The sequence below is a fragment of the Paractinoplanes globisporus DSM 43857 genome, assembly GCF_000379645.1.
Lineage (GTDB): Bacteria > Actinomycetota > Actinomycetes > Mycobacteriales > Micromonosporaceae > Actinoplanes > Actinoplanes globisporus.
Genome location: NZ_KB903304.1, coordinates 191,672 through 207,889 on the forward strand (window position 1 = coordinate 191,672; position 16,218 = coordinate 207,889).

Here is a 16,218-nt window from a genome sequence, read left to right on the forward strand (position 1 = left end):
TCCGCCAGACGCGCATGGCACGCTCACTGATGTGAGCATTGATCCTGGAGGGCTCGACCCGTGCACGTGGTGATCATGGGGTGCGGCCGGCTCGGTTCCACGCTGGCCCAGAACCTCGACGGCCGGGGCCATTCGGTCGCGGTGATCGATCAGAACTCGGACGCGTTCCGCCGCCTGGGCTCGGAGTTCGGCGGCATCACGGTGACCGGTGTCGGCTTCGACCGCGACGTCATGCGGGCGGCCGGCATCGAGCGCGCCGACGCCTTCGCGGCCGTCTCCAGCGGCGACAACTCGAACATCATCTCCGCCCGGCTGGCCCGCGAGACGTTCGGCGTGTCCCGGGTGGTCGCCCGCATCTACGACTCCCGCCGAGCCCAGGTCTACGAGCGGCTCGGCATCCCGACCGTGGCCACGATCCGCTGGGCCGCCGACCGGATGGTCCGCCACCTCGTGCCGGAGGGCACCGTCGAGGTCTTCCGGGACCCGACCAGCGTGGTCTCGATCGTCGAGGCGCCGATGCACCGCGACTGGGTGGGCCGCACGCTCAAATCGCTGGAGGACGCCACCGGTTCCCGGGTGGCCTACCTGATGCGCTTCGGGATGGGCACGCTCGGCACCCCGTCGACCGTCATCCAGGACGGCGACCAGATCTTCATGCTCGTCACCGACGACACCGTGGGCGACGTGCTGGACATCGCCGCCGGCTCGCAGAGGGAAGGGCACTGACCATGCGGATCGCCATTGCCGGGGCCGGCAACGTCGGCCGGTCGATCGCGCAGGAGCTGATCGGCAACGGCCACCAGGTCATGCTGATCGAGCGGCAGCCCCGTCAGCTCCGGCCGGAGCGGGTGCCGGAGGCCGAGTGGGTGCTCGCCGACGCCTGCGAGCTGTCCAGCCTCGAGGAGGCGGACGTGGCCGGCTGCGACGTGGTGGTGGCCGCCACCGGCGACGACAAGGTCAACCTCGTCGTCTCCCTGCTGGCCAAGACCGAGTTCGCGGTGCCACGGGTGGTCGCCCGGGTCAACCGGGCCGAGAACGAGTGGCTTTTCAACGAGCAGTGGGGCGTCGACGTCTCGGTCAGCAAGCCGCGCCTGATGGCCGCCCTGGTCGAGGAGGCCGTCACGGTCGGCGACCTGGTGCGGCTCATGACGTTCCGGCAGGGCGAGGCGAACCTCGTCGAAATCACACTGCCACGGAACGCGCCGTACGAGGGAAAGCCGGTGCGCAGCGTGCCGTTGCCGCGGGACGCGGCCCTGGTGGCGATCCTGCGCAGCAAGCGGGTCCTGGTGCCCACCCCGGACGACTCGCTGGAGGCCGGCGACGAGCTGATCTTCGTCTGCACCAGCGAGGTCGAGGACCAGATCCGCGCGGTGGTGCTGGGCAGTGAAGGACGGGAGATCGGGAGCTAGGCGGGCGCGACCTTCTGGGTCGTGGTCACGCGGTGGATGGCCCAGGCGGTGAAGGCGAACGTGGCGGCGTAGATCGGCCAGCTGATCAGGATCCGGACGATGCCCAGCGCGTTCGCCTCGCCGAGGGCCCACAGGTAGTACTGGATCCCGGCGCGGAGCGACAGCGACACCACCCAGACCAGGGTGAGCCACTGGAACGTACGGAAAAGCTTGGTGTTGCCGAACCAGTCCTGATGGCCCTTGTTCGCCATGATGCCCCATGCGTACCCGATGAGGGGTTTGCGCACGATCACCGAGAGCAGCAGCACCGCGGCCTGCCCGAAGGTCAGCAGGATGCCGGGCAGGTAGAAGTCTTTGGCCTCGCCGGTACGCCAGGCCAGGAACGCGCCGATCGCGATGCCGAACAGGCCGTTTACCGCGTGCCGGACGGGCTGCTTGCGGATCAGCCGGAAGACGCCGATGCCGACCGCGGAGATCACCGAGCCGGCGATCGCCCAGTACAGCGCGGTCCGCTTGTCGAGCCCGAGCACGGCGTCGCCCAGGAGCACGTTCAACAGTACGAAGGTGAGAACGGGCAGGCTCGACTCGATGAGACCCCGTACGCCGCCGAGCTGCTCGGCGATCTGCTCGCTCATCGAGGGAAGCTCGTCAGGGTCCTCGACCTCGTGGAGGTCGAGTTCCTCGACGACCTCCTCGGCGAGCCGTTCCTCCACGGATTCCTGCGCGGCGTGACGCGGCTCGCTGCCGGGTGTCACCGGGGCGCCTCCAGCTCGTAGTACGGGTTGTAGATGACCTTGCGGTCGTCCCGGATGGCAATCCGGCCACGCGCGGTGAGCTGCCTGCCCGGTTCGATGCCGGCGATCGACCGGCGGCCCAGGAAGACCAGCGTGACCACATCGCTGCCGTCGTAGAGGTCGGCCTCCAGCGTCGGCAGGTTGGTCCGAGGAGTGTACGCCACCGTGCGCAACCGGCCGGACACGGAGACGACCTGGCCGCGACTGCACTGGCCGGCCGGCATGGCGCCGCATTTCGCGCTCTCCCGCTGGAGAGCCTCGGCGTCCAGTTCCGAGTCGCTTGCGGTCAGCCGGTCGAAGAACTTGCGCAGACCGGTGCGCTCATCGGTGGACATGGTTCATACGGTACGCCGTCGGCGGTGCCGAATCACGGGTGGTGGCCGTTGGCTCCTTGCTCCTGCGACTGTGCCGCCGCCTGCTCGGTCATCTCCTTCGGCAGCCGCAACGGCAGCGCCTCGCGGACCGGCCGGGCCTCGGCGTCGCGGATCACCACGAGCCCGGAGAGCACCTCGCCGAGCGCCCCCTCGCGGGTCGGATCGGCCGCGGCCACGCCCTGGTAGAGCGCCCGCACCATCCAGCGCGGCCCGTCCACCCCGACGAACCGCACGTCGGCGGGGCCGTCCGGGGTGTTGACCCGCGCGGTGAGCTCCACGCCGTACGGCCCGCGCACCTCACGCGGCGAGACACCGTCGGAGGACATCGCCTGCGAGATCTCGGCACGAACCTCGTCCCAGATGCCCTCGGTACGCGGGGCCGCGAACACGCCGAGCTGCAGCGCGCTGTCGCCGTCGACCAGCACTATCTGCTCGACGACGCCCTCCGGGTTGGCCTGCACCCGGACCTCGACCCCCTCGATGGCGGGAATCTGCAGGCTGCCCAGGTCGAGCCGCTCCACGCCGTCGGGGGCGTACTTGGCGTCCCACGGGCCGTGGTCGGGTGCCGGGCCGTCGTCGTCGTCCGCCGCGAGGCTCTGCGCGAGCGCCGCGGACGGCGGCGCGTCGGTCGGACGCACGTGCTTCGGGCCGCCGCGCTTACGGGAGAACATCACTGCCACCTTCCGTGATCAAAGACTGGTGTCCGCCGGTCGATCCCGTACCGCCGGCACCGCGCGCGGTGTCGTCGAGGGTGTCGACCACCTGGAACACGGCTCGCTCGACCCGCTGGACCACCAGCTGGGCGATGCGGTCGCCACGAGAGATCTTGACCGTCTTCTCCCGGTCGTGATTGACCAGGATGACCAGAATTTCGCCGCGGTAGCCGGCGTCGACCGTACCGGGCGCGTTGAGCACGGTCACACCCAGCCGGGCCGCCAGGCCGGACCGCGGGTGCACGAGCCCGACATAGCCCTGCGGGATGGCCACGGCGATGCCCGTGCGGACGGCCGCCCGCCCGCCCGGCGGCAGCGACGCCTCCTCGGCGGCGACCAGGTCGGCCCCGGCGTCGCCCGGGTGCGAGTAGGCCGGTAGCGGCAGGTCGGGGTCGAGCCTGCGGATCGGGATGACTACGTCGGTCAAGGCAGCTTCTTTCATCAAGGCCGGGCACCCACCCTGCCATCCTGCCGTGCCCGCTTTCGGAGGCGCGCCGTACCCTTCCAGGGTGACACCGGAGTCCCCCGCGCGCACCACCGGACCCGTCCTCTACACCGAGCGGCTGGGGCTTTCCGTGTGGGCGTGGCTGGCCGCCCTGGCGGTCGATCTGATCGTCAGCTTCGAGGTCCTGCTCGGCTTCACCCGCCTGCCGGCCTGGCCCCTGTTCGTGGTGCTGCTGCCGGTCACCGCGGCCCTGCTGGTCTGGTTCGGCCGCATCCGGGTGACCGTGACGGCCGACGAGCTCCAGGTCGACGACGCCCGGCTGCCGCTGACCGTGATCGCCGACGTGATCGCCCTCGACGCGGCCGGCAAGCGCGAGTCCCTGGGGGTGGGCGCCCACCCGATGTCGTTCATCATCCAGCGGCCGTGGATCGGCCCGGCGGTGCAGGTGCTGCTCGACGACCCGGAGGACCCGACACCCTTCTGGGTGATCAGCACGCGGCACCCGGTCGAGCTGGCTACGGCTTTGCTGGCGGCGGCAGAGCGGGCCGGGAACGCCTGAGGTCCTTCTGGACGTGCTCGCCCAGCGAGCGGGTCGCGCGGCGGTTGAGGTAACCCGCGACGGCCGCGCCGGTCAGCAGCGGACCCATCGTGCTCAGACTGCGCCCGAACCGGCGCAGCAGGCTGCGCTGCAGGTCGCGCCGGGCCGCCGTGCCCAGCACGGTGGCGACGCCCACGCCCGGCAGCAGCGGGTTGATCCCGCGCTGCTGCGACCAGGCCTGCAGCAGGTGCAGGGCGCGCTGTCCGGTCCCGCCCGGTACCGGTCTTCCGTAGACCTCGTGCAGCTCGCCGATCAGCTTCAGCTCGATCGCGACCACGGCCACGGTCTCGGCGGCCAGCAGCACCGGAGCGGACAGCAGGGTCGGGGTGGCGATCCACTCGACGGCGGCCACGCCGCCGCCGATCGCGCCGATGCCTGCGGCGGACCGCGCGGCGTTGCGGATCAGACGCTCGGCCAGGTCTTCGTCGTCCAGGCCGGGAAAGTGGCGGTGCAGCATCGCCCGGTCCCGGATCGGCACGTGCGGCGCCATGTCGGTGACCACGTCGGCCATCCAGCGCAGCGCGGCCTTGGGACGGAACAGCTGGCCCAGACCCCGCCGGCGGATGTCGCCGACGAGACGGCCGAGCAGCTCGCGCCGGCTCGCCGGCTCGAGGTCGTCGGCGGTCAGCGCCGCGACCGTCTTGCCCAGATCGGCGTCCGTCTCGGCCGAGATCGGCACGACGGCGCCCGGATCGGCGCCCGCCTCGGCCGAAGCCGGAACGACAGCGCCCAGGTCGGCGTCGGTGTCGGGCGTGGCGGCGCCCGGCTCGACGTCAGGTGAAGGGTGGCTCATGGTGTCCTCCCCGTGTTGCTTCACATCGGCTCAGAGCCGAATGCCCCGTGGTGTCCTCGATTGAAACCAGCGGGGTCAAACCAGTAACGCCCGCACGCCCGACCGCTTGGCGGCGGCCGGGTGGTGGCGCGCTGCGCGCGAGCCGCCGGTCAGGCGCACTCGCGGCAGATCAGCTCCCCGTTCCGCTCCGCGGCCAGCTGGCTGCGGTGGTGTACGAGGAAGCAACGGGCGCAGCGGAACTCGTCCTGCTGCATGGGCAGCACCTTGACGGTCAGTTCCTCGTCGGCCAGGTCGGCGCCGGGCAGCTCGAAGCTTTCCGCCACCTCGACCTCGTCGACGTCCACTGAGCCCGACTGAGAGTCGGCGCGACGGGCCTTGAGCTCCTCGAGGCTGTCCTCGCCGAGGTCGACCTCATCGCGACGCGGGGCGTCGTAGTCGGTGGCCATCGGTTTTCACTCTCCTGTATCGATGAGTCACTTGGCGTTAGTAACGCCTGTGACGAGGTTTCGGTTCCCGCTTCCGGCGGACGATTTCTGACACTCGTACTGACCTGTAGAAACTGCCCCGGCGAGCGCGGAACCTTACCTGCGTCGCGGCATCGTTGTACGCATACAGGCGGCCCATTGTTCCCGATGTGACCGAGGCGACATCAAAGTAGGGGCACAACGGTCTGGATCATCGTCGGCGCGCCGGAAGGATTCCCTGTTTCCGCATGCCTGGCGCACAGACGCTAACCTCTCGACAGGTCCCGCGTCCCGCCGGGCGCATCACCCCGATCTGGAGCCAGCCCCATGAGCTTTGCCCGCGTCCGAGCGCTCGTCGTCGTCGGCGTGCTTGCCGTGGCCGCGGTGGTCTTCGTCATCACCGCGCTCGTCCGCGACACGCAGGGCGACGCGGTTACCGGTTCGAACTGCCCGGCCGGGGCTCCGCTGGCCGATGTGACGCTGCCGGACGACCCGGCCGAGGTCACGGTCAGGGTGCTGAACGGCACCAGCACCCCCGGGCTGGCCGACAGCGTGACCAACGAGTTCAAGAACCGCCGGTTCACCGTGCAGAAGCCGGGCGAGAGCAAGACGAAGTTCAAGGGCGTCGCCGAGATCCGGTTCGGGCCGGACGCGGTCGGCCGGGCCCAGTTGCTCCGGGCGTACTTCCTGGACCAGGGCAACATGGAGTACAACGCCAAGCGCAAGGGCGCCGTGATCGAGCTCGTCATTGGCAACAAGTTCCGGCAGCTGGCCACGACCACCGAGGTCAACCAGTCGCTGGTCGAGGTCGGCGAGCCGACCCTCCCGCCGGGCGCCTGCGTCAAGCCGGCGAAGAAGGACGACAACTCCTAGAGGTTACGCGCCGCCGGCCGCGTCCAGCTCGACCAGGGCGTCGTGCAGGATTCCGAAGATCGCCGGCGGAGCCGCCACCACCATGTCCAGCCCGGGCGGCGCGCCGAGAAGACCGCCGACGATCGCGCCGGCCTCGGTGGCGACCAGGCCGCCGGCCGCGTGGTCCCACGGATTGAGACCCTTTTCGTAGTACGCGTCGAGCAGGCCCTCGCCGACCGCGCACAGATCGAGCGACGCCACGCCGAAGCGGCGGATGTCGCGCACCCGGGTGATCAGCTGGGCCAGCACCGCGCCCTGGTGCGCCCGGCGCTTCGCGTCGTACCCGAAACCGGTTCCGAGCAGAACCTGCGCGAGGTCGGTCTGGGCCGAGCAGCGCAGCCGGCGGCCGTCGCGCCAGGCGCCGCCGCCGCGGGTCGCGGTCCACTCGTCGCCGGTGGCCGCGTTGATCACCACGCCGGCGACCACCACGCCGCCGACCTCGGCCGCGAGCGAGACCGCGTACGACGGAAGCCCATACAGATAATTCACGGTGCCGTCGATCGGGTCGAGGATCCAGCGCACGGCGCCGGCCTCGGAGGAGGATTCCCCGTACTCCTCGCCGAGCACGCCATCGCCCGGCCGGGCGGCGCGCAAAGCGTCCACCACCTGGCGTTCCACCGCACGGTCGGCCGCGGTGACCACATCAGTACGGGTGCTCTTGGTCTCGACATCGGTGATGCCCTCGGCCCGCATCCGCCGCGCCCTCGCCGCCGCCTCGCGGGCCACGGGTACCGCTATCGAGAGCAGCTCGTCGGCCGCCGGAATCTCGCTCACGTATTCGCCCTTTCCGCCGATACCATTCTCGCGCCACGTGTCTCCGGCGAGGTCGGCGACCCCCTGCGGCGTGCTGCGGCGGGAGGATCTGACTCGACGGCGCTACAATTCACGCCTACCCACCGCTTCGCGGACATCAGATGCTCCGATCGTGCGCGTTCCGGGGGTCCCCACACCAACACCGGCCAGCCTCCTCGCCGTGCGCTGCGCTGGGCTGACGGCCGCTCAACCACATCGCCTCCGGAAGGTCTTTCGTGACAGAAGCCCACCAGAACGGTGCCGACGTTCGTTCTCTCACTGAGGCCCTGATCGCCCATGCGCAGGGCGCGGGCGGGCAGCTCACGTCGGCCGAGGTCGCTCGCACACTCGAGTCGGCCGAGGTGAACCCGGCTCAGGCCAAGAAGATCCTGCGCGGGCTCGTGGACGCCGGCGTCACCGTGGTCGTCGACGGCTCGGCCAGCACCCGCCGCAAGGTCGCGGCCGCCCGTGCCGCCACACCCGCCTCGAAGGCCACCACCGCCAAGGCCGCTCCGGCCAAGAAGGCAGCGGCTCCGAAGCAGGCCGCCGCCGCGGCGCCCGCTCCGGCGGAGGCCGCAGCCGAGGCAGCGCCGGCCAAGCCCGCCGCGCCGGCCAAGAAGGCGCCCGCCAAGAAGGCGACCGCCGCCAAGACCGCCGCCGCGCCCGCCAAGAAGGCGACTCCGGCCAAGGCCGCCGCGCCCGGCGAGGAGGGCCCCGAGGACGCCGAGGAGATCGACCCCGAGGAACTGGCGGCCGAGATCATCGAGGACGTGGTCGTCGAGGAGCCCGCCGCCATGGTCGAGGCCGCCGCGACCGACGCCGCCAGCTCGGCGACCGACGGCGACTTCGAGTGGGACGACGAGGAGTCCGAGGCCCTCAAGCAGGCCCGCCGTGACGCCGAACTGACCGCGTCCGCCGACTCCGTCCGGGCGTACCTCAAGCAGATCGGCAAGGTCCCGCTGCTCAACGCCGAGCAGGAGGTCGAGCTGGCCAAGCGCATCGAGGCCGGGCTGTACGCGGCCGAGCGCCTGCGCGCCTGCGAGGAGGGCGAGGAGAAGCTCGAGCGGACGATGGAGCGCGACCTGCGCTGGATCGGCCGCGACGGCGAGCGGGCCAAGAACCACCTGCTCGAGGCCAACCTGCGCCTGGTGGTGTCGCTGGCCAAGCGCTACACCGGCCGCGGTATGGCGTTCCTCGACCTGATCCAGGAGGGCAACCTCGGCCTGATCCGCGCGGTCGAGAAGTTCGACTACACCAAGGGCTACAAGTTCTCGACGTACGCCACCTGGTGGATCCGGCAGGCGATCACCCGCGCGATGGCCGACCAGGCCCGCACCATCCGTATCCCGGTGCACATGGTCGAGGTCATCAACAAGCTCGGCCGCATACAACGCGAGCTCCTGCAGGACCTGGGCCGCGAGCCCACCCCCGAGGAGCTGGCCAAGGAGATGGACATCACCCCGGAAAAGGTGCTGGAGATCCAGCAGTACGCCCGGGAGCCCATCTCGCTGGACCAGACCATCGGCGACGAGGGCGACAGCCAGCTCGGCGACTTCATCGAGGACTCCGAGGCGGTCGTCGCGGTCGACGCGGTCTCGTTCTCGCTCCTGCAGGACCAGCTGCAGCAGGTGCTGCAGACGCTCTCCGAGCGCGAGGCCGGCGTTGTCCGGCTACGCTTCGGCCTGACCGACGGCCAGCCGCGTACGCTGGACGAGATCGGTCAGGTCTACGGGGTGACCCGGGAGCGGATCCGGCAGATCGAGTCCAAGACGATGTCGAAGCTTCGTCACCCGTCCCGGTCTCAGGTGCTCCGGGATTACCTGGATTAGTTCGTTCAGTCAACACAGCGTGTCTGTTTGGTCACCACTCGTACATCGCCGGGTGGTGATCAGACCGTTGTGCAGAAGTGATCGTTGACGTGGCACCCTGGGATCACGGCACACTAGCCGGAACACGTGTGACCTCGGTCCCCCCGGGGCACAGTGGGAAGGCTGCAACGGTGCAGGGTGTTGCACGATGTGAGCAGTAGCCGAGGAACATGTTCATCGGTTCGAACAGAGGAGGAAGGCGATGACCCCGACTCTCACGCCGCCGGCGGGTAGTGTGGCCGGCACCGCAGCCGATGAACGGTGCGACCGCTGCAATGCAGCAGGAAAGCTCCGTTTGACCCTGGCTGGTGGCGGTGAGCTGGTGTTCTGCGGACACCACGCCAACCGGTACGCCGAGGACCTGGTGAAGATCGCGGTTCAGTACGCGGCGGACCCGGAGTTCACCTGGCGTGGCGCGGACATGATGTCTAACTCCAATTGATCCCCCCAAAGACGTGAGGTAGGGACGCCCAGGTGTGGGGCGTCCCTTTTCACACCCCCCAGAGGCTCTCCACGGTCACTCCCAGGGCCCGTGCGACCTTGATGGCCAGGTACACGGACGGGGCATAGTCGCCGGTCTCCATCGCGATGATGGTCTGACGGCTCACCTGCACCGTCGCCGAGAGCCCCTGCTGAGTGAGTCCGGCTTCCTTGCGCGCCGCCCTGATCCGGGCGCCCGCGGCGCCGTCCGCCTCCGGGGCCCGCACCGGGCCGGCGGTAGGCGTCATCAGTCCTCGTCCCCGGCGAGGGCATCACGCCTCCGGCGACGACGAGTCTCCAGGATCGTGGCGCCGATCCCGATCGAGGCGCCCAGCACCGCGCCGAACAACCGGCCGAACCACGTGGCGCTGTCGGGGTCGTGCACGTAGAGCGCGCCGAGCCCGAAGACCGCCAGCGGCAGGCTGCCGAGGACGGTCAGCGCGATCCGCTTGGCATGCCAGGAGCGGGGCGTGGTGTCCACCCGGCGGCCGCGCACGTAGGCCGTGCAGAGGCACATGGGCAGGTAGAGCGCGGCCAGCACGATCGACAACGGCAGGATCGAGGGCTTCCCGAGCGGCCACACCATGATCGCGGCGGCCCACGGGATGAGCACCCACTGGAGCGAGGACGCGAAGGCGATGCCCTCGTACCACCGGTACCGCTCCCGCTCGTCGCCGTAGAGGTCGCCGTCGAGATCCAAATTCCACCGCACGACGCGGTCGAGCACTGTCATGTGCCCATCATGATGTTAAGTTCTCTTGACGTCAAGAGGACTTCACATCGTCTGGATCGTCGCGATCCGTTCCTCGAGCTGCTCGATCGTGGCCTGGGCGCTCGGCGGGCCGCCACAGAGCCGGCGGAGCTCGGCGTGGATCTTCCCGTGCGGCAGGTTGGTGCGGTGGTGATGGGCCGCCACCAGCGTGTTCAGCTGCCGGCGGAGGCTGTTGCGGCGCTCCCCCGCGGTCATCGGCGCACTCACCGGGTCGCGCTGGGCCGGCACCGGCTCGGCCGTCCTCTGCCGCTTCTGCGCGGCCACCTGCTCGGCCTGCCGCTTGTTCAGCACGATCGACACCTGGTCGGGCGTGAGCAGGCCGGGAATGCCGAGGTACTCCTCCTCCTCGGCCGTGCCGGTGCGCGCGCCCGTACCGAATGATGTTCCGTCGTAGATGACCTGGTCGAGCTCGGCGATCGAGGAGAGCGCCTCGAACTGCTTCTCCAGCTCGCCGGAGGCGTCCTCCTCACGCTGGGCCCGCTCGATCAGATCGTCGTCGAGCCCGTCCTTCTCCTTCGGCGCGCCCAGGATGTGGTCGCGCTGCGCCTCCATCTCGCTGGCCAGGCCGAGCAGGTGCGGAACGCTGGGCAGGAACACCGTGGCCGTCTCGCCGGGCACCCGGGAGCGCACGAAGCGGCCGATCGCCTGGGCGAAGTAGAGGGGGGTGGAGGCGCTGGTCGCGTACACGCCGACGGCCAGGCGCGGGATGTCGACACCCTCGGAGACCATCCGGACCGCCACCAGCCAGCGCTGCTCGGAGGCGGCGAACGAGGCGATGCGCCCGGAAGCGCCCTCGTCGTCGGAGAGGACCACTACGGCCGGCTGGCCGGTGATCTCGTGCAGGAGCTTCGCGTACGCCCGGGCGGTCTGCTGGTCGCTCGCGATCACCAGGCCGCCGGCGTCGGTCATGCCGTGCTCGCGCAGCCGGGACAGCCGGGCGTCGGCGGCCCGCATCACCTGCGGCATCCAGTCGCCGCGGTGGTCGAGCGCCGTGCGCCAGGCCTGGGCCACCAGATCCTTGGTCATCGGCTCGCCGAGCCGGGCGGCCAGCTCGTCCCCGGCGCTCGTACGCCAGCGGGTCTCGCCGGAGTACGCCATGAACAGGACCGGCCGCACGACGCCGTCCCGGAGCGCGTCGGAGTACCCGTAGGTGGAGTCGGACCGCGAACGCTGGAGGCCGTCCTCGCCGCGCTCATAGGTGACGAACGGGATCGGGTTCTCGTCGGAGCGGAACGGGGTGCCGGTGAGCATCAGGCGCCGGGCGGCGGGCTCGAAGGCGGCCTTGACCCCATCGCCCCAGCTCCGCGAGTCACCGGCGTGGTGGATCTCGTCCAGGATCACGAACGTACGGCGGGTCATGGTGCGCCGCCGGTGCACGGCCGGGGCCATACCGACCTGGGCGTACGTGAGCACGGCGCCGTGGAAGTCGCGGGACGAGTGCACGTCCGCGTTACGGAAGGCGTGGTCGAGCTGAATGCCGACCCGTCCGGCGGCGGCCGCCCACTGCGACTTGAGGTGCTCGGTGGGACAGACCACGGTGACCGCCTCGACGGTCCCGTCGGCGAGCAGCTCGGCCGCGATCCGAAGCGCGAACGTGGTCTTGCCGGCGCCGGGCGTGGCCACGGCCATGAAGTCGTCGGAGCGGCGGCGGAGGTACTCCACCAGGGCTTTGCGTTGCCATGCGCGCAGGGGCGGAAAGATCTCCAGATCCGGCAATGGCGGGCTCACGAACATCCCTTCAAGTCCCGGACACGAAAAGCCAGCATAGCCAGAGACGGCTCACGGCACGGCGACCGGCGCGGACCACCGCCGGCGCAGCGCGAGCAGCCGTACACCGGTGATGAGCACGGCCGCGGCCACTGTCGGGATCGGACCGGCGAGCCCCGCGGCGTGCAGAATCGTGACGAGGATCGCGCCGCAGAGCGAGGCCACGGCATAGATGTCGCGCTGCAGCACCACCGGGATCTCGCCGGTGAGCAGGTCCCGCGCGAGGCCGCCGCCGATCGCGGTCAACATTCCGACAAGGCAGGCGCCGACCGGCGGCACTCCGGCGTTCAGCGCCTTGAGGGTGCCGGTGACCGTGAACAGGCCGAGGCCGGCCGCGTCCAGCAACAGGACGGTGCGGCGCAGCCTCGACAACTGGGGGTGCAGCCAGAAGACGGCCACCGAGGTGGTCACGGCGGTCACGGCGTACCGCCAATCGGCGAATGCCAGCGGCGGGACCGACCCGATCACCAGGTCGCGCAGGATGCCCCCGCCCAGCGCGGCCACGAACCCGACGAACGCGACACCGAACAGGTCGAGACGCTTGGCGATCGCGGCCGACGCGCCCGAGGCGGCGAAGACCGCGACACCGATCAGATCACCGACGAGGAGGCCGTAGCCACTCAGTGGTTCATCGCCTCGTAGATCTCCTTGCACTGCGGGCAGACCGGGGAGCCCGGCTTCGGGGTCTTGGTCACCGGGAACTTCTCACCGCAGAGCGCCACGACGAAGGTGCCCATGACCGCGCTCTCGGCGATCTTCTCCTTGCGGACGTAATGGAACATCTCCGGGCCGGTGTCGGCGTCCTTGGTCTCCGGCCGCTCCAGAATCTGCGTTGTCACGAGAAATCTGCCCTTCGGTAAAAAGTACCGCCGGCGCCCCCAGCGCGGCGGAGGGTACGAAGCTCCAACCAGCAAGTCTGACACCTCACAGCGGGACGGTCCAACGGCACCGTACGGTTGCGTCGTGACTGACTTCGCGATTCGATACGGCGAGCAGGTGACCCGTGCCCGCCGGGACGGCCGGCCGGTGGTCGCGCTGGAGAGCACGATCATCTCGCACGGCCTTCCCCACCCGGACAACCTGCGGGTGGCGCGCGAGATCGAGCAGACCGTGCGCGACAACGGCGCCGTGCCGGCGACCATCGGCATGATCGGCGGCGAGCTGATCGTGGGCCTCGACGACGACCAGGTGCAGCACCTGGCGCTGGCCGAGGGGGTGGCCAAGCTGAGCGTGCGCGACCTGGCCGTGGCCGCCGCCCGCCGGGCCGACGGCGCCACCACGGTCGCCGCCACCAGCGCGGTCGCCGCAGCCGCCGAGATCGGCGTGTTCGCCACGGGCGGCCTGGGTGGCGTGCACCGGGAGGCGAGCGTCACGTTCGACGAGTCGGCCGACCTGGTCACGCTGGCCCGCACCCCGATCGTCGTGGTCTGCGCCGGGGTCAAGTCGATCCTCGACGTGGGCGCGACGCTGGAGCGGCTCGAGACCCTCGGCGTCGCGGTGGCGGGTTACCGCACGCACCGCTTCCCGGGCTTCTTCGTCACCGACGGCGGCTTCGACATCGACTGGCGGCTCGACTCGCCCGGCCAGGTCGCCGACGTCATCCGGGCGCGCGCCGACCAGGCCGTCGGGGCCGGCGCGCTGATCCTGGCCAACCCGCTGCCGGCCGACGAGCAGCTCGACCCGGCGTTGCACGACCGCACCCTGGCCGAGGGCCTCGAGCTGCTGGCCCGCGACCACATCACCGGCAAGGCGGTCACCCCGTTCCTGCTCTCCCACTTCCACGAGAGCACCGAGGGGCGCAGCCTGGCCGTCAACGTGCGGATCATCCTGCGCAACGCGGCGCTCGCCGCCGAGATCGCGGTGGCGAGCACCTCGGCGCCAGTCACGCTGGGCTTCTCCGCACCCGCGTGATCGTCGTCGGCGATCTGGTCACCGACGTGCTCGTGGCGCACTCGGGCCCGATCGAGATCGGTTCGGACACCGCCGCCGCGATCTCCGTGGGCGGCGGGGGCCAGGCGGCGAACACGGCCGCCTGGCTGGCCCGGACCGGCCGGCGGGTGACTCTGGTGGCCGCGGTCGGGGACGATGCGGCGGGCCGGGAGCGAGTGGCCGAGCTGACGTCGGCGGGCGTGCGCTGCGCGGTACGAGCGCACGCCGGTGCCCCGACCGGCAGCGTGGTGGTGCTGGCCGGGCCCCACGAGCGCACGATGGTCACCGACCGGGGCGCGTCGCTGCTGCTCGACCCGGACGACGTTGTTGCCGCGATCAAGGAGGCCGGCGCGGGTCATCTGCACCTGTCCGGGTATCCGCTGCTGCACGAGGGTTCCCGGCGGGCCGGCCTCGCGGCCTTGGCGGCCGCCTCGGAGCTGGGCCTCACGACAAGCGTCGACGCGGCCTCGGCGGCGCCGTTACGGGCCGTGGGTGCTCAGGCTTTCCTTGCTTTCGTACGGGGGACCGACCTGCTCTTGTGCAACGCGGACGAGGCCGAGGTGCTGGCCGGCGCGGGCACAGCGGCCGAGCAGGCGGCCCGCCTGACAAAGCACGCGGCGAACGTCGTGGTGAAGCAGGGAGCGGCCGGAGCGTGCTGGGCGGCCCGGGACGGCCGGATCTGGCACGGGGCTGCTCCGCGCGTACGCGTGAAGGATCCCACCGGCGCGGGTGACGCCTTCGCGGCGGGCCTGCTCGACGCCTGGTTTTCCGATGCGGGGCCGCAGGCCGCGCTCGAGGCCGGCGCGGCACTCGGCGCCAAGGCCGTCGCCCAGATCGGCGCCCGGCCCCGGGGTTAGCGCTGCTTGCGCTCGGGCTCGGGCTCGGGGGCGACCCAGCGCGCGCCCTCGACCGGCTCGGCGTCGATCGTCAGGTACTCGACCTCCTCGGCGGTGTGCTGGGCCAGGGAGGGCTGCGGTTTCTCCCGGGCCGCACGGGACGCGGCGCGCTCGGCCTTGGACCGGGCGGGACGGTCGTTCGCGATGAGCACGGCGGCCCAGGGCAGGGTGACCATGCCGATCACGCAGAGGACAAGCCAGAGGGCGAGCAGTGGCGGGTGTGCGCTGATCAGGATGGCTCCCACGATGAGGCAGGCCGCTCGCAGGCCCATCATCGTCACGTAGCGGACCTGACGGCTGTGGAACTGCTCGTCCTGGCTGCGGGCGGCGTCGGTGATCAGGACTGGCCGCTCCGGCTGCTTCTTCACGATGGGGTACTCCGATCGACTCCCCATCCTTGCACCGGAACACAGCCAATGCCCAGTTAGGGCCCGGACGCGTGTGGCCCCGCCGAGCGGTCAGGCCTTGGCGGCGGCCTTGATCTCTTTCTTGTAGGCACGCACCTTGCCCAGCGACTCACCGTCGACGATGTCGGCCACCGACTTGAACGAGCCCACCTCGCCGTACGCGCCCGCGGCCTCCCGCCAGCCCTCAGGCTCGACGCCGTACTGCTTCCCGAGCAGCGCCACGAAGATCTGCGACTTCTGCTTACCGAACCCCGGCAGCGACGCCACCCGCTTGAGCAGCTCCCGGCCGTCGGCAACCCCGGCCCAGAGGTTCGCCGCCTCTCCGTCGTACTCCTCCACGAGCCCCCGGCACACCTCCTGCACCCGAGCCGCCATCGCCTTGGGGAACCGATGCAACGCCGGCGGCTCCGCAAAGATCGCCACCAGTCGCTCCGGGTCAAACTCCGCGATCTCCACCGCCGTAGGCGCATGCCCCAGCCGCTGCGCCAGCACGTACGGCGACGTAAACGCCTTCTCCAGCGGAATCTGCTGGTCCAGCACCATCCCGATGAGAAGCGCCAGCGGGTCACTGGACAGCAGCTTGTTGGCCTCGGCATCGATCGGCAGGCTGAGCGTCATGCCCCTATCTTGCCGCTAACCGCCACGCCCAAGTCCACAAGCCCCGCCTCCTTTCTTCCAGCCGCCTTCGCACCGCCCGACCCATCCGCGCGTCCCAGTGCGCCGTCGCCCCAGCCCGCGGTCGCCCCAGCCCGCCCGTCACCCCAGCCCGCGGTCGCCTCAGCCCGCCCGTCACCCCAGCCCGCGG

General features: G+C 70.8%; 22 protein-coding genes. 8 read left to right on the forward strand and 14 right to left on the reverse strand.

Translation table 11 applies throughout. The features are described 5' to 3' along the window. The first annotated feature begins 60 nt into the window (after window positions 1-60). Window positions 61-726, forward strand: a complete 666-nt coding sequence (locus tag A3CQ_RS0119165; protein WP_020512565.1) for a potassium channel family protein — start codon at window positions 61-63, stop codon at window positions 724-726. Continuing rightward, on the forward strand, window positions 723-1,409 hold the full coding sequence (locus A3CQ_RS0119170; protein WP_211216646.1) for a potassium channel family protein: 687 nt from the start codon (window positions 723-725) through the stop codon (window positions 1,407-1,409). The genes A3CQ_RS0119165 and A3CQ_RS0119170 overlap by 4 nt, the downstream gene beginning before the upstream one ends. Here A3CQ_RS0119170 and A3CQ_RS0119175 read toward each other — a convergent pair. The 4 genes from A3CQ_RS0119175 to dut are packed head-to-tail and all read right to left on the reverse strand — an operon-like array spanning window position 1,406 to window position 3,732. After that, complete coding sequence (locus A3CQ_RS0119175) at window positions 1,406-2,164, reverse strand: DUF3159 domain-containing protein (RefSeq protein WP_020512567.1); 759 nt, start codon at window positions 2,162-2,164, stop codon at window positions 1,406-1,408. The two genes, A3CQ_RS0119170 and A3CQ_RS0119175, sit on opposite strands and share 4 nt — an antisense overlap. Then, on the reverse strand, window positions 2,161-2,538 hold the full coding sequence (locus A3CQ_RS0119180) for an OB-fold nucleic acid binding domain-containing protein (RefSeq protein ID WP_020512568.1): 378 nt from the start codon (window positions 2,536-2,538) through the stop codon (window positions 2,161-2,163). Before A3CQ_RS0119180 ends, A3CQ_RS0119175 begins: the two co-directional genes overlap by 4 nt. Before the next feature lie 32 nt (window positions 2,539-2,570). After that, on the reverse strand, window positions 2,571-3,248 hold the full coding sequence (locus tag A3CQ_RS0119185) for a DUF3710 domain-containing protein (RefSeq protein ID WP_020512569.1): 678 nt from the start codon (window positions 3,246-3,248) through the stop codon (window positions 2,571-2,573). Continuing rightward, window positions 3,235-3,732: a dUTP diphosphatase gene (gene dut / locus A3CQ_RS0119190; protein WP_040432582.1), complete on the reverse strand. Its 498-nt coding sequence runs from the start codon at window positions 3,730-3,732 to the stop codon at window positions 3,235-3,237. Before dut ends, A3CQ_RS0119185 begins: the two co-directional genes overlap by 14 nt. Window positions 3,733-3,799: 67 nt before the next feature. Between dut and A3CQ_RS0119195 the strand changes: the two genes are divergently transcribed. Then, complete coding sequence (locus A3CQ_RS0119195) at window positions 3,800-4,294, forward strand: DUF3093 domain-containing protein (RefSeq protein ID WP_020512571.1); 495 nt, start codon at window positions 3,800-3,802, stop codon at window positions 4,292-4,294. On the opposite strand, the gene A3CQ_RS0119200 is transcribed toward A3CQ_RS0119195, so the two are convergent. Both A3CQ_RS0119200 and A3CQ_RS0119205 read right to left on the reverse strand, forming a co-directional pair. After that, window positions 4,251-5,126, reverse strand: a complete 876-nt coding sequence (locus A3CQ_RS0119200) for a hypothetical protein (RefSeq protein WP_020512572.1) — start codon at window positions 5,124-5,126, stop codon at window positions 4,251-4,253. The genes A3CQ_RS0119195 and A3CQ_RS0119200 overlap by 44 nt on opposite strands. 149 nt (window positions 5,127-5,275) lie before the next feature. Beyond that, the gene (locus A3CQ_RS0119205) at window positions 5,276-5,572 is read right to left on the reverse strand and encodes a DUF4193 domain-containing protein (RefSeq protein ID WP_020512573.1); all 297 of its coding nucleotides are present in this window, start codon (window positions 5,570-5,572) and stop codon (window positions 5,276-5,278) included. Between the two features lie 345 nt (window positions 5,573-5,917). On the opposite strand from A3CQ_RS0119205, the gene A3CQ_RS0119210 reads away from it, so the two are divergent. Continuing rightward, entirely contained in the window at window positions 5,918-6,463 is a 546-nt protein-coding gene (locus A3CQ_RS0119210) for a LytR C-terminal domain-containing protein (protein WP_020512574.1), read from the forward strand. A 3-nt stretch (window positions 6,464-6,466) separates the two neighbouring features. On the opposite strand, the gene A3CQ_RS0119215 is transcribed toward A3CQ_RS0119210, so the two are convergent. Further along, window positions 6,467-7,276, reverse strand: a complete 810-nt coding sequence (locus tag A3CQ_RS0119215) for an inositol monophosphatase family protein (RefSeq protein ID WP_020512575.1) — start codon at window positions 7,274-7,276, stop codon at window positions 6,467-6,469. 254 nt (window positions 7,277-7,530) lie between these two features. On the opposite strand from A3CQ_RS0119215, the gene A3CQ_RS0119220 reads away from it, so the two are divergent. After that, window positions 7,531-9,123: an RNA polymerase sigma factor gene (locus tag A3CQ_RS0119220; protein ID WP_020512576.1), complete on the forward strand. Its 1,593-nt coding sequence runs from the start codon at window positions 7,531-7,533 to the stop codon at window positions 9,121-9,123. 241 nt (window positions 9,124-9,364) lie between these two features. Next, complete coding sequence (locus A3CQ_RS0119225; RefSeq protein WP_026205883.1) at window positions 9,365-9,604, forward strand: DUF7455 domain-containing protein; 240 nt, start codon at window positions 9,365-9,367, stop codon at window positions 9,602-9,604. Window positions 9,605-9,653: 49 nt separating this feature from the next. Here the strand turns inward: A3CQ_RS0119225 and A3CQ_RS0119230 are convergent, their stop codons facing one another. From A3CQ_RS0119230 to A3CQ_RS0119250, 5 genes are read right to left on the reverse strand one after another with little or no spacing between them, the layout of a single operon-like run. Beyond that, window positions 9,654-9,890, reverse strand: a complete 237-nt coding sequence (locus A3CQ_RS0119230) for a helix-turn-helix transcriptional regulator (protein ID WP_020512578.1) — start codon at window positions 9,888-9,890, stop codon at window positions 9,654-9,656. After that, on the reverse strand, window positions 9,890-10,375 hold the full coding sequence (locus A3CQ_RS0119235) for a hypothetical protein (RefSeq protein ID WP_040432583.1): 486 nt from the start codon (window positions 10,373-10,375) through the stop codon (window positions 9,890-9,892). Before A3CQ_RS0119235 ends, A3CQ_RS0119230 begins: the two co-directional genes overlap by 1 nt. A gap of 42 nt (window positions 10,376-10,417) precedes the next feature. Beyond that, window positions 10,418-12,148: a DEAD/DEAH box helicase gene (locus tag A3CQ_RS0119240; protein ID WP_020512580.1), complete on the reverse strand. Its 1,731-nt coding sequence runs from the start codon at window positions 12,146-12,148 to the stop codon at window positions 10,418-10,420. 45 nt (window positions 12,149-12,193) lie between these two features. Next, window positions 12,194-12,835, reverse strand: a complete 642-nt coding sequence (locus A3CQ_RS0119245) for a trimeric intracellular cation channel family protein (RefSeq protein WP_020512581.1) — start codon at window positions 12,833-12,835, stop codon at window positions 12,194-12,196. Further along, on the reverse strand, window positions 12,802-13,020 hold the full coding sequence (locus A3CQ_RS0119250) for a DUF3039 domain-containing protein (protein WP_020512582.1): 219 nt from the start codon (window positions 13,018-13,020) through the stop codon (window positions 12,802-12,804). The genes A3CQ_RS0119245 and A3CQ_RS0119250 overlap by 34 nt, the downstream gene beginning before the upstream one ends. Before the next feature lie 124 nt (window positions 13,021-13,144). On the opposite strand from A3CQ_RS0119250, the gene A3CQ_RS0119255 reads away from it, so the two are divergent. After that, window positions 13,145-14,092, forward strand: a complete 948-nt coding sequence (locus A3CQ_RS0119255) for a pseudouridine-5'-phosphate glycosidase (protein WP_020512583.1) — start codon at window positions 13,145-13,147, stop codon at window positions 14,090-14,092. Further along, complete coding sequence (locus A3CQ_RS0119260; RefSeq protein ID WP_020512584.1) at window positions 14,089-14,967, forward strand: carbohydrate kinase family protein; 879 nt, start codon at window positions 14,089-14,091, stop codon at window positions 14,965-14,967. The genes A3CQ_RS0119255 and A3CQ_RS0119260 overlap by 4 nt, the downstream gene beginning before the upstream one ends. On the opposite strand, the gene A3CQ_RS0119265 is transcribed toward A3CQ_RS0119260, so the two are convergent. After that, window positions 14,964-15,377, reverse strand: coding sequence for a DUF3099 domain-containing protein (locus A3CQ_RS0119265; RefSeq protein WP_211216648.1), 414 nt, complete (start codon window positions 15,375-15,377; stop codon window positions 14,964-14,966). The two genes, A3CQ_RS0119260 and A3CQ_RS0119265, sit on opposite strands and share 4 nt — an antisense overlap. A gap of 87 nt (window positions 15,378-15,464) precedes the next feature. Next, window positions 15,465-16,031, reverse strand: coding sequence for an HhH-GPD-type base excision DNA repair protein (locus A3CQ_RS0119270; protein WP_020512586.1), 567 nt, complete (start codon window positions 16,029-16,031; stop codon window positions 15,465-15,467). Window positions 16,032-16,218 lie beyond the last annotated feature (187 nt).

Coding starts and splice junctions, on each gene's coding strand:
- A3CQ_RS0119210 (WP_020512574.1), top strand. CDS start 5,918: ATGAGCTTTGCCCGCGTCCGAGCGCTCGTCGTCGTCGGCGTGCTTGCC.
- dut (WP_040432582.1), bottom strand. CDS start 3,732: ATGAAAGAAGCTGCCTTGACCGACGTAGTCATCCCGATCCGCAGGCTC.
- A3CQ_RS0119180 (WP_020512568.1), bottom strand. CDS start 2,538: ATGTCCACCGATGAGCGCACCGGTCTGCGCAAGTTCTTCGACCGGCTG.
- A3CQ_RS0119235 (WP_040432583.1), bottom strand. CDS start 10,375: ATGACAGTGCTCGACCGCGTCGTGCGGTGGAATTTGGATCTCGACGGC.
- A3CQ_RS0119240 (WP_020512580.1), bottom strand. CDS start 12,148: ATGTTCGTGAGCCCGCCATTGCCGGATCTGGAGATCTTTCCGCCCCTG.
- A3CQ_RS0119270 (WP_020512586.1), bottom strand. CDS start 16,031: ATGACGCTCAGCCTGCCGATCGATGCCGAGGCCAACAAGCTGCTGTCC.
- A3CQ_RS0119230 (WP_020512578.1), bottom strand. CDS start 9,890: ATGACGCCTACCGCCGGCCCGGTGCGGGCCCCGGAGGCGGACGGCGCC.
- A3CQ_RS0119185 (WP_020512569.1), bottom strand. CDS start 3,248: ATGTTCTCCCGTAAGCGCGGCGGCCCGAAGCACGTGCGTCCGACCGAC.
- A3CQ_RS0119225 (WP_026205883.1), top strand. CDS start 9,365: ATGACCCCGACTCTCACGCCGCCGGCGGGTAGTGTGGCCGGCACCGCA.
- A3CQ_RS0119200 (WP_020512572.1), bottom strand. CDS start 5,126: ATGAGCCACCCTTCACCTGACGTCGAGCCGGGCGCCGCCACGCCCGAC.
- A3CQ_RS0119205 (WP_020512573.1), bottom strand. CDS start 5,572: ATGGCCACCGACTACGACGCCCCGCGTCGCGATGAGGTCGACCTCGGC.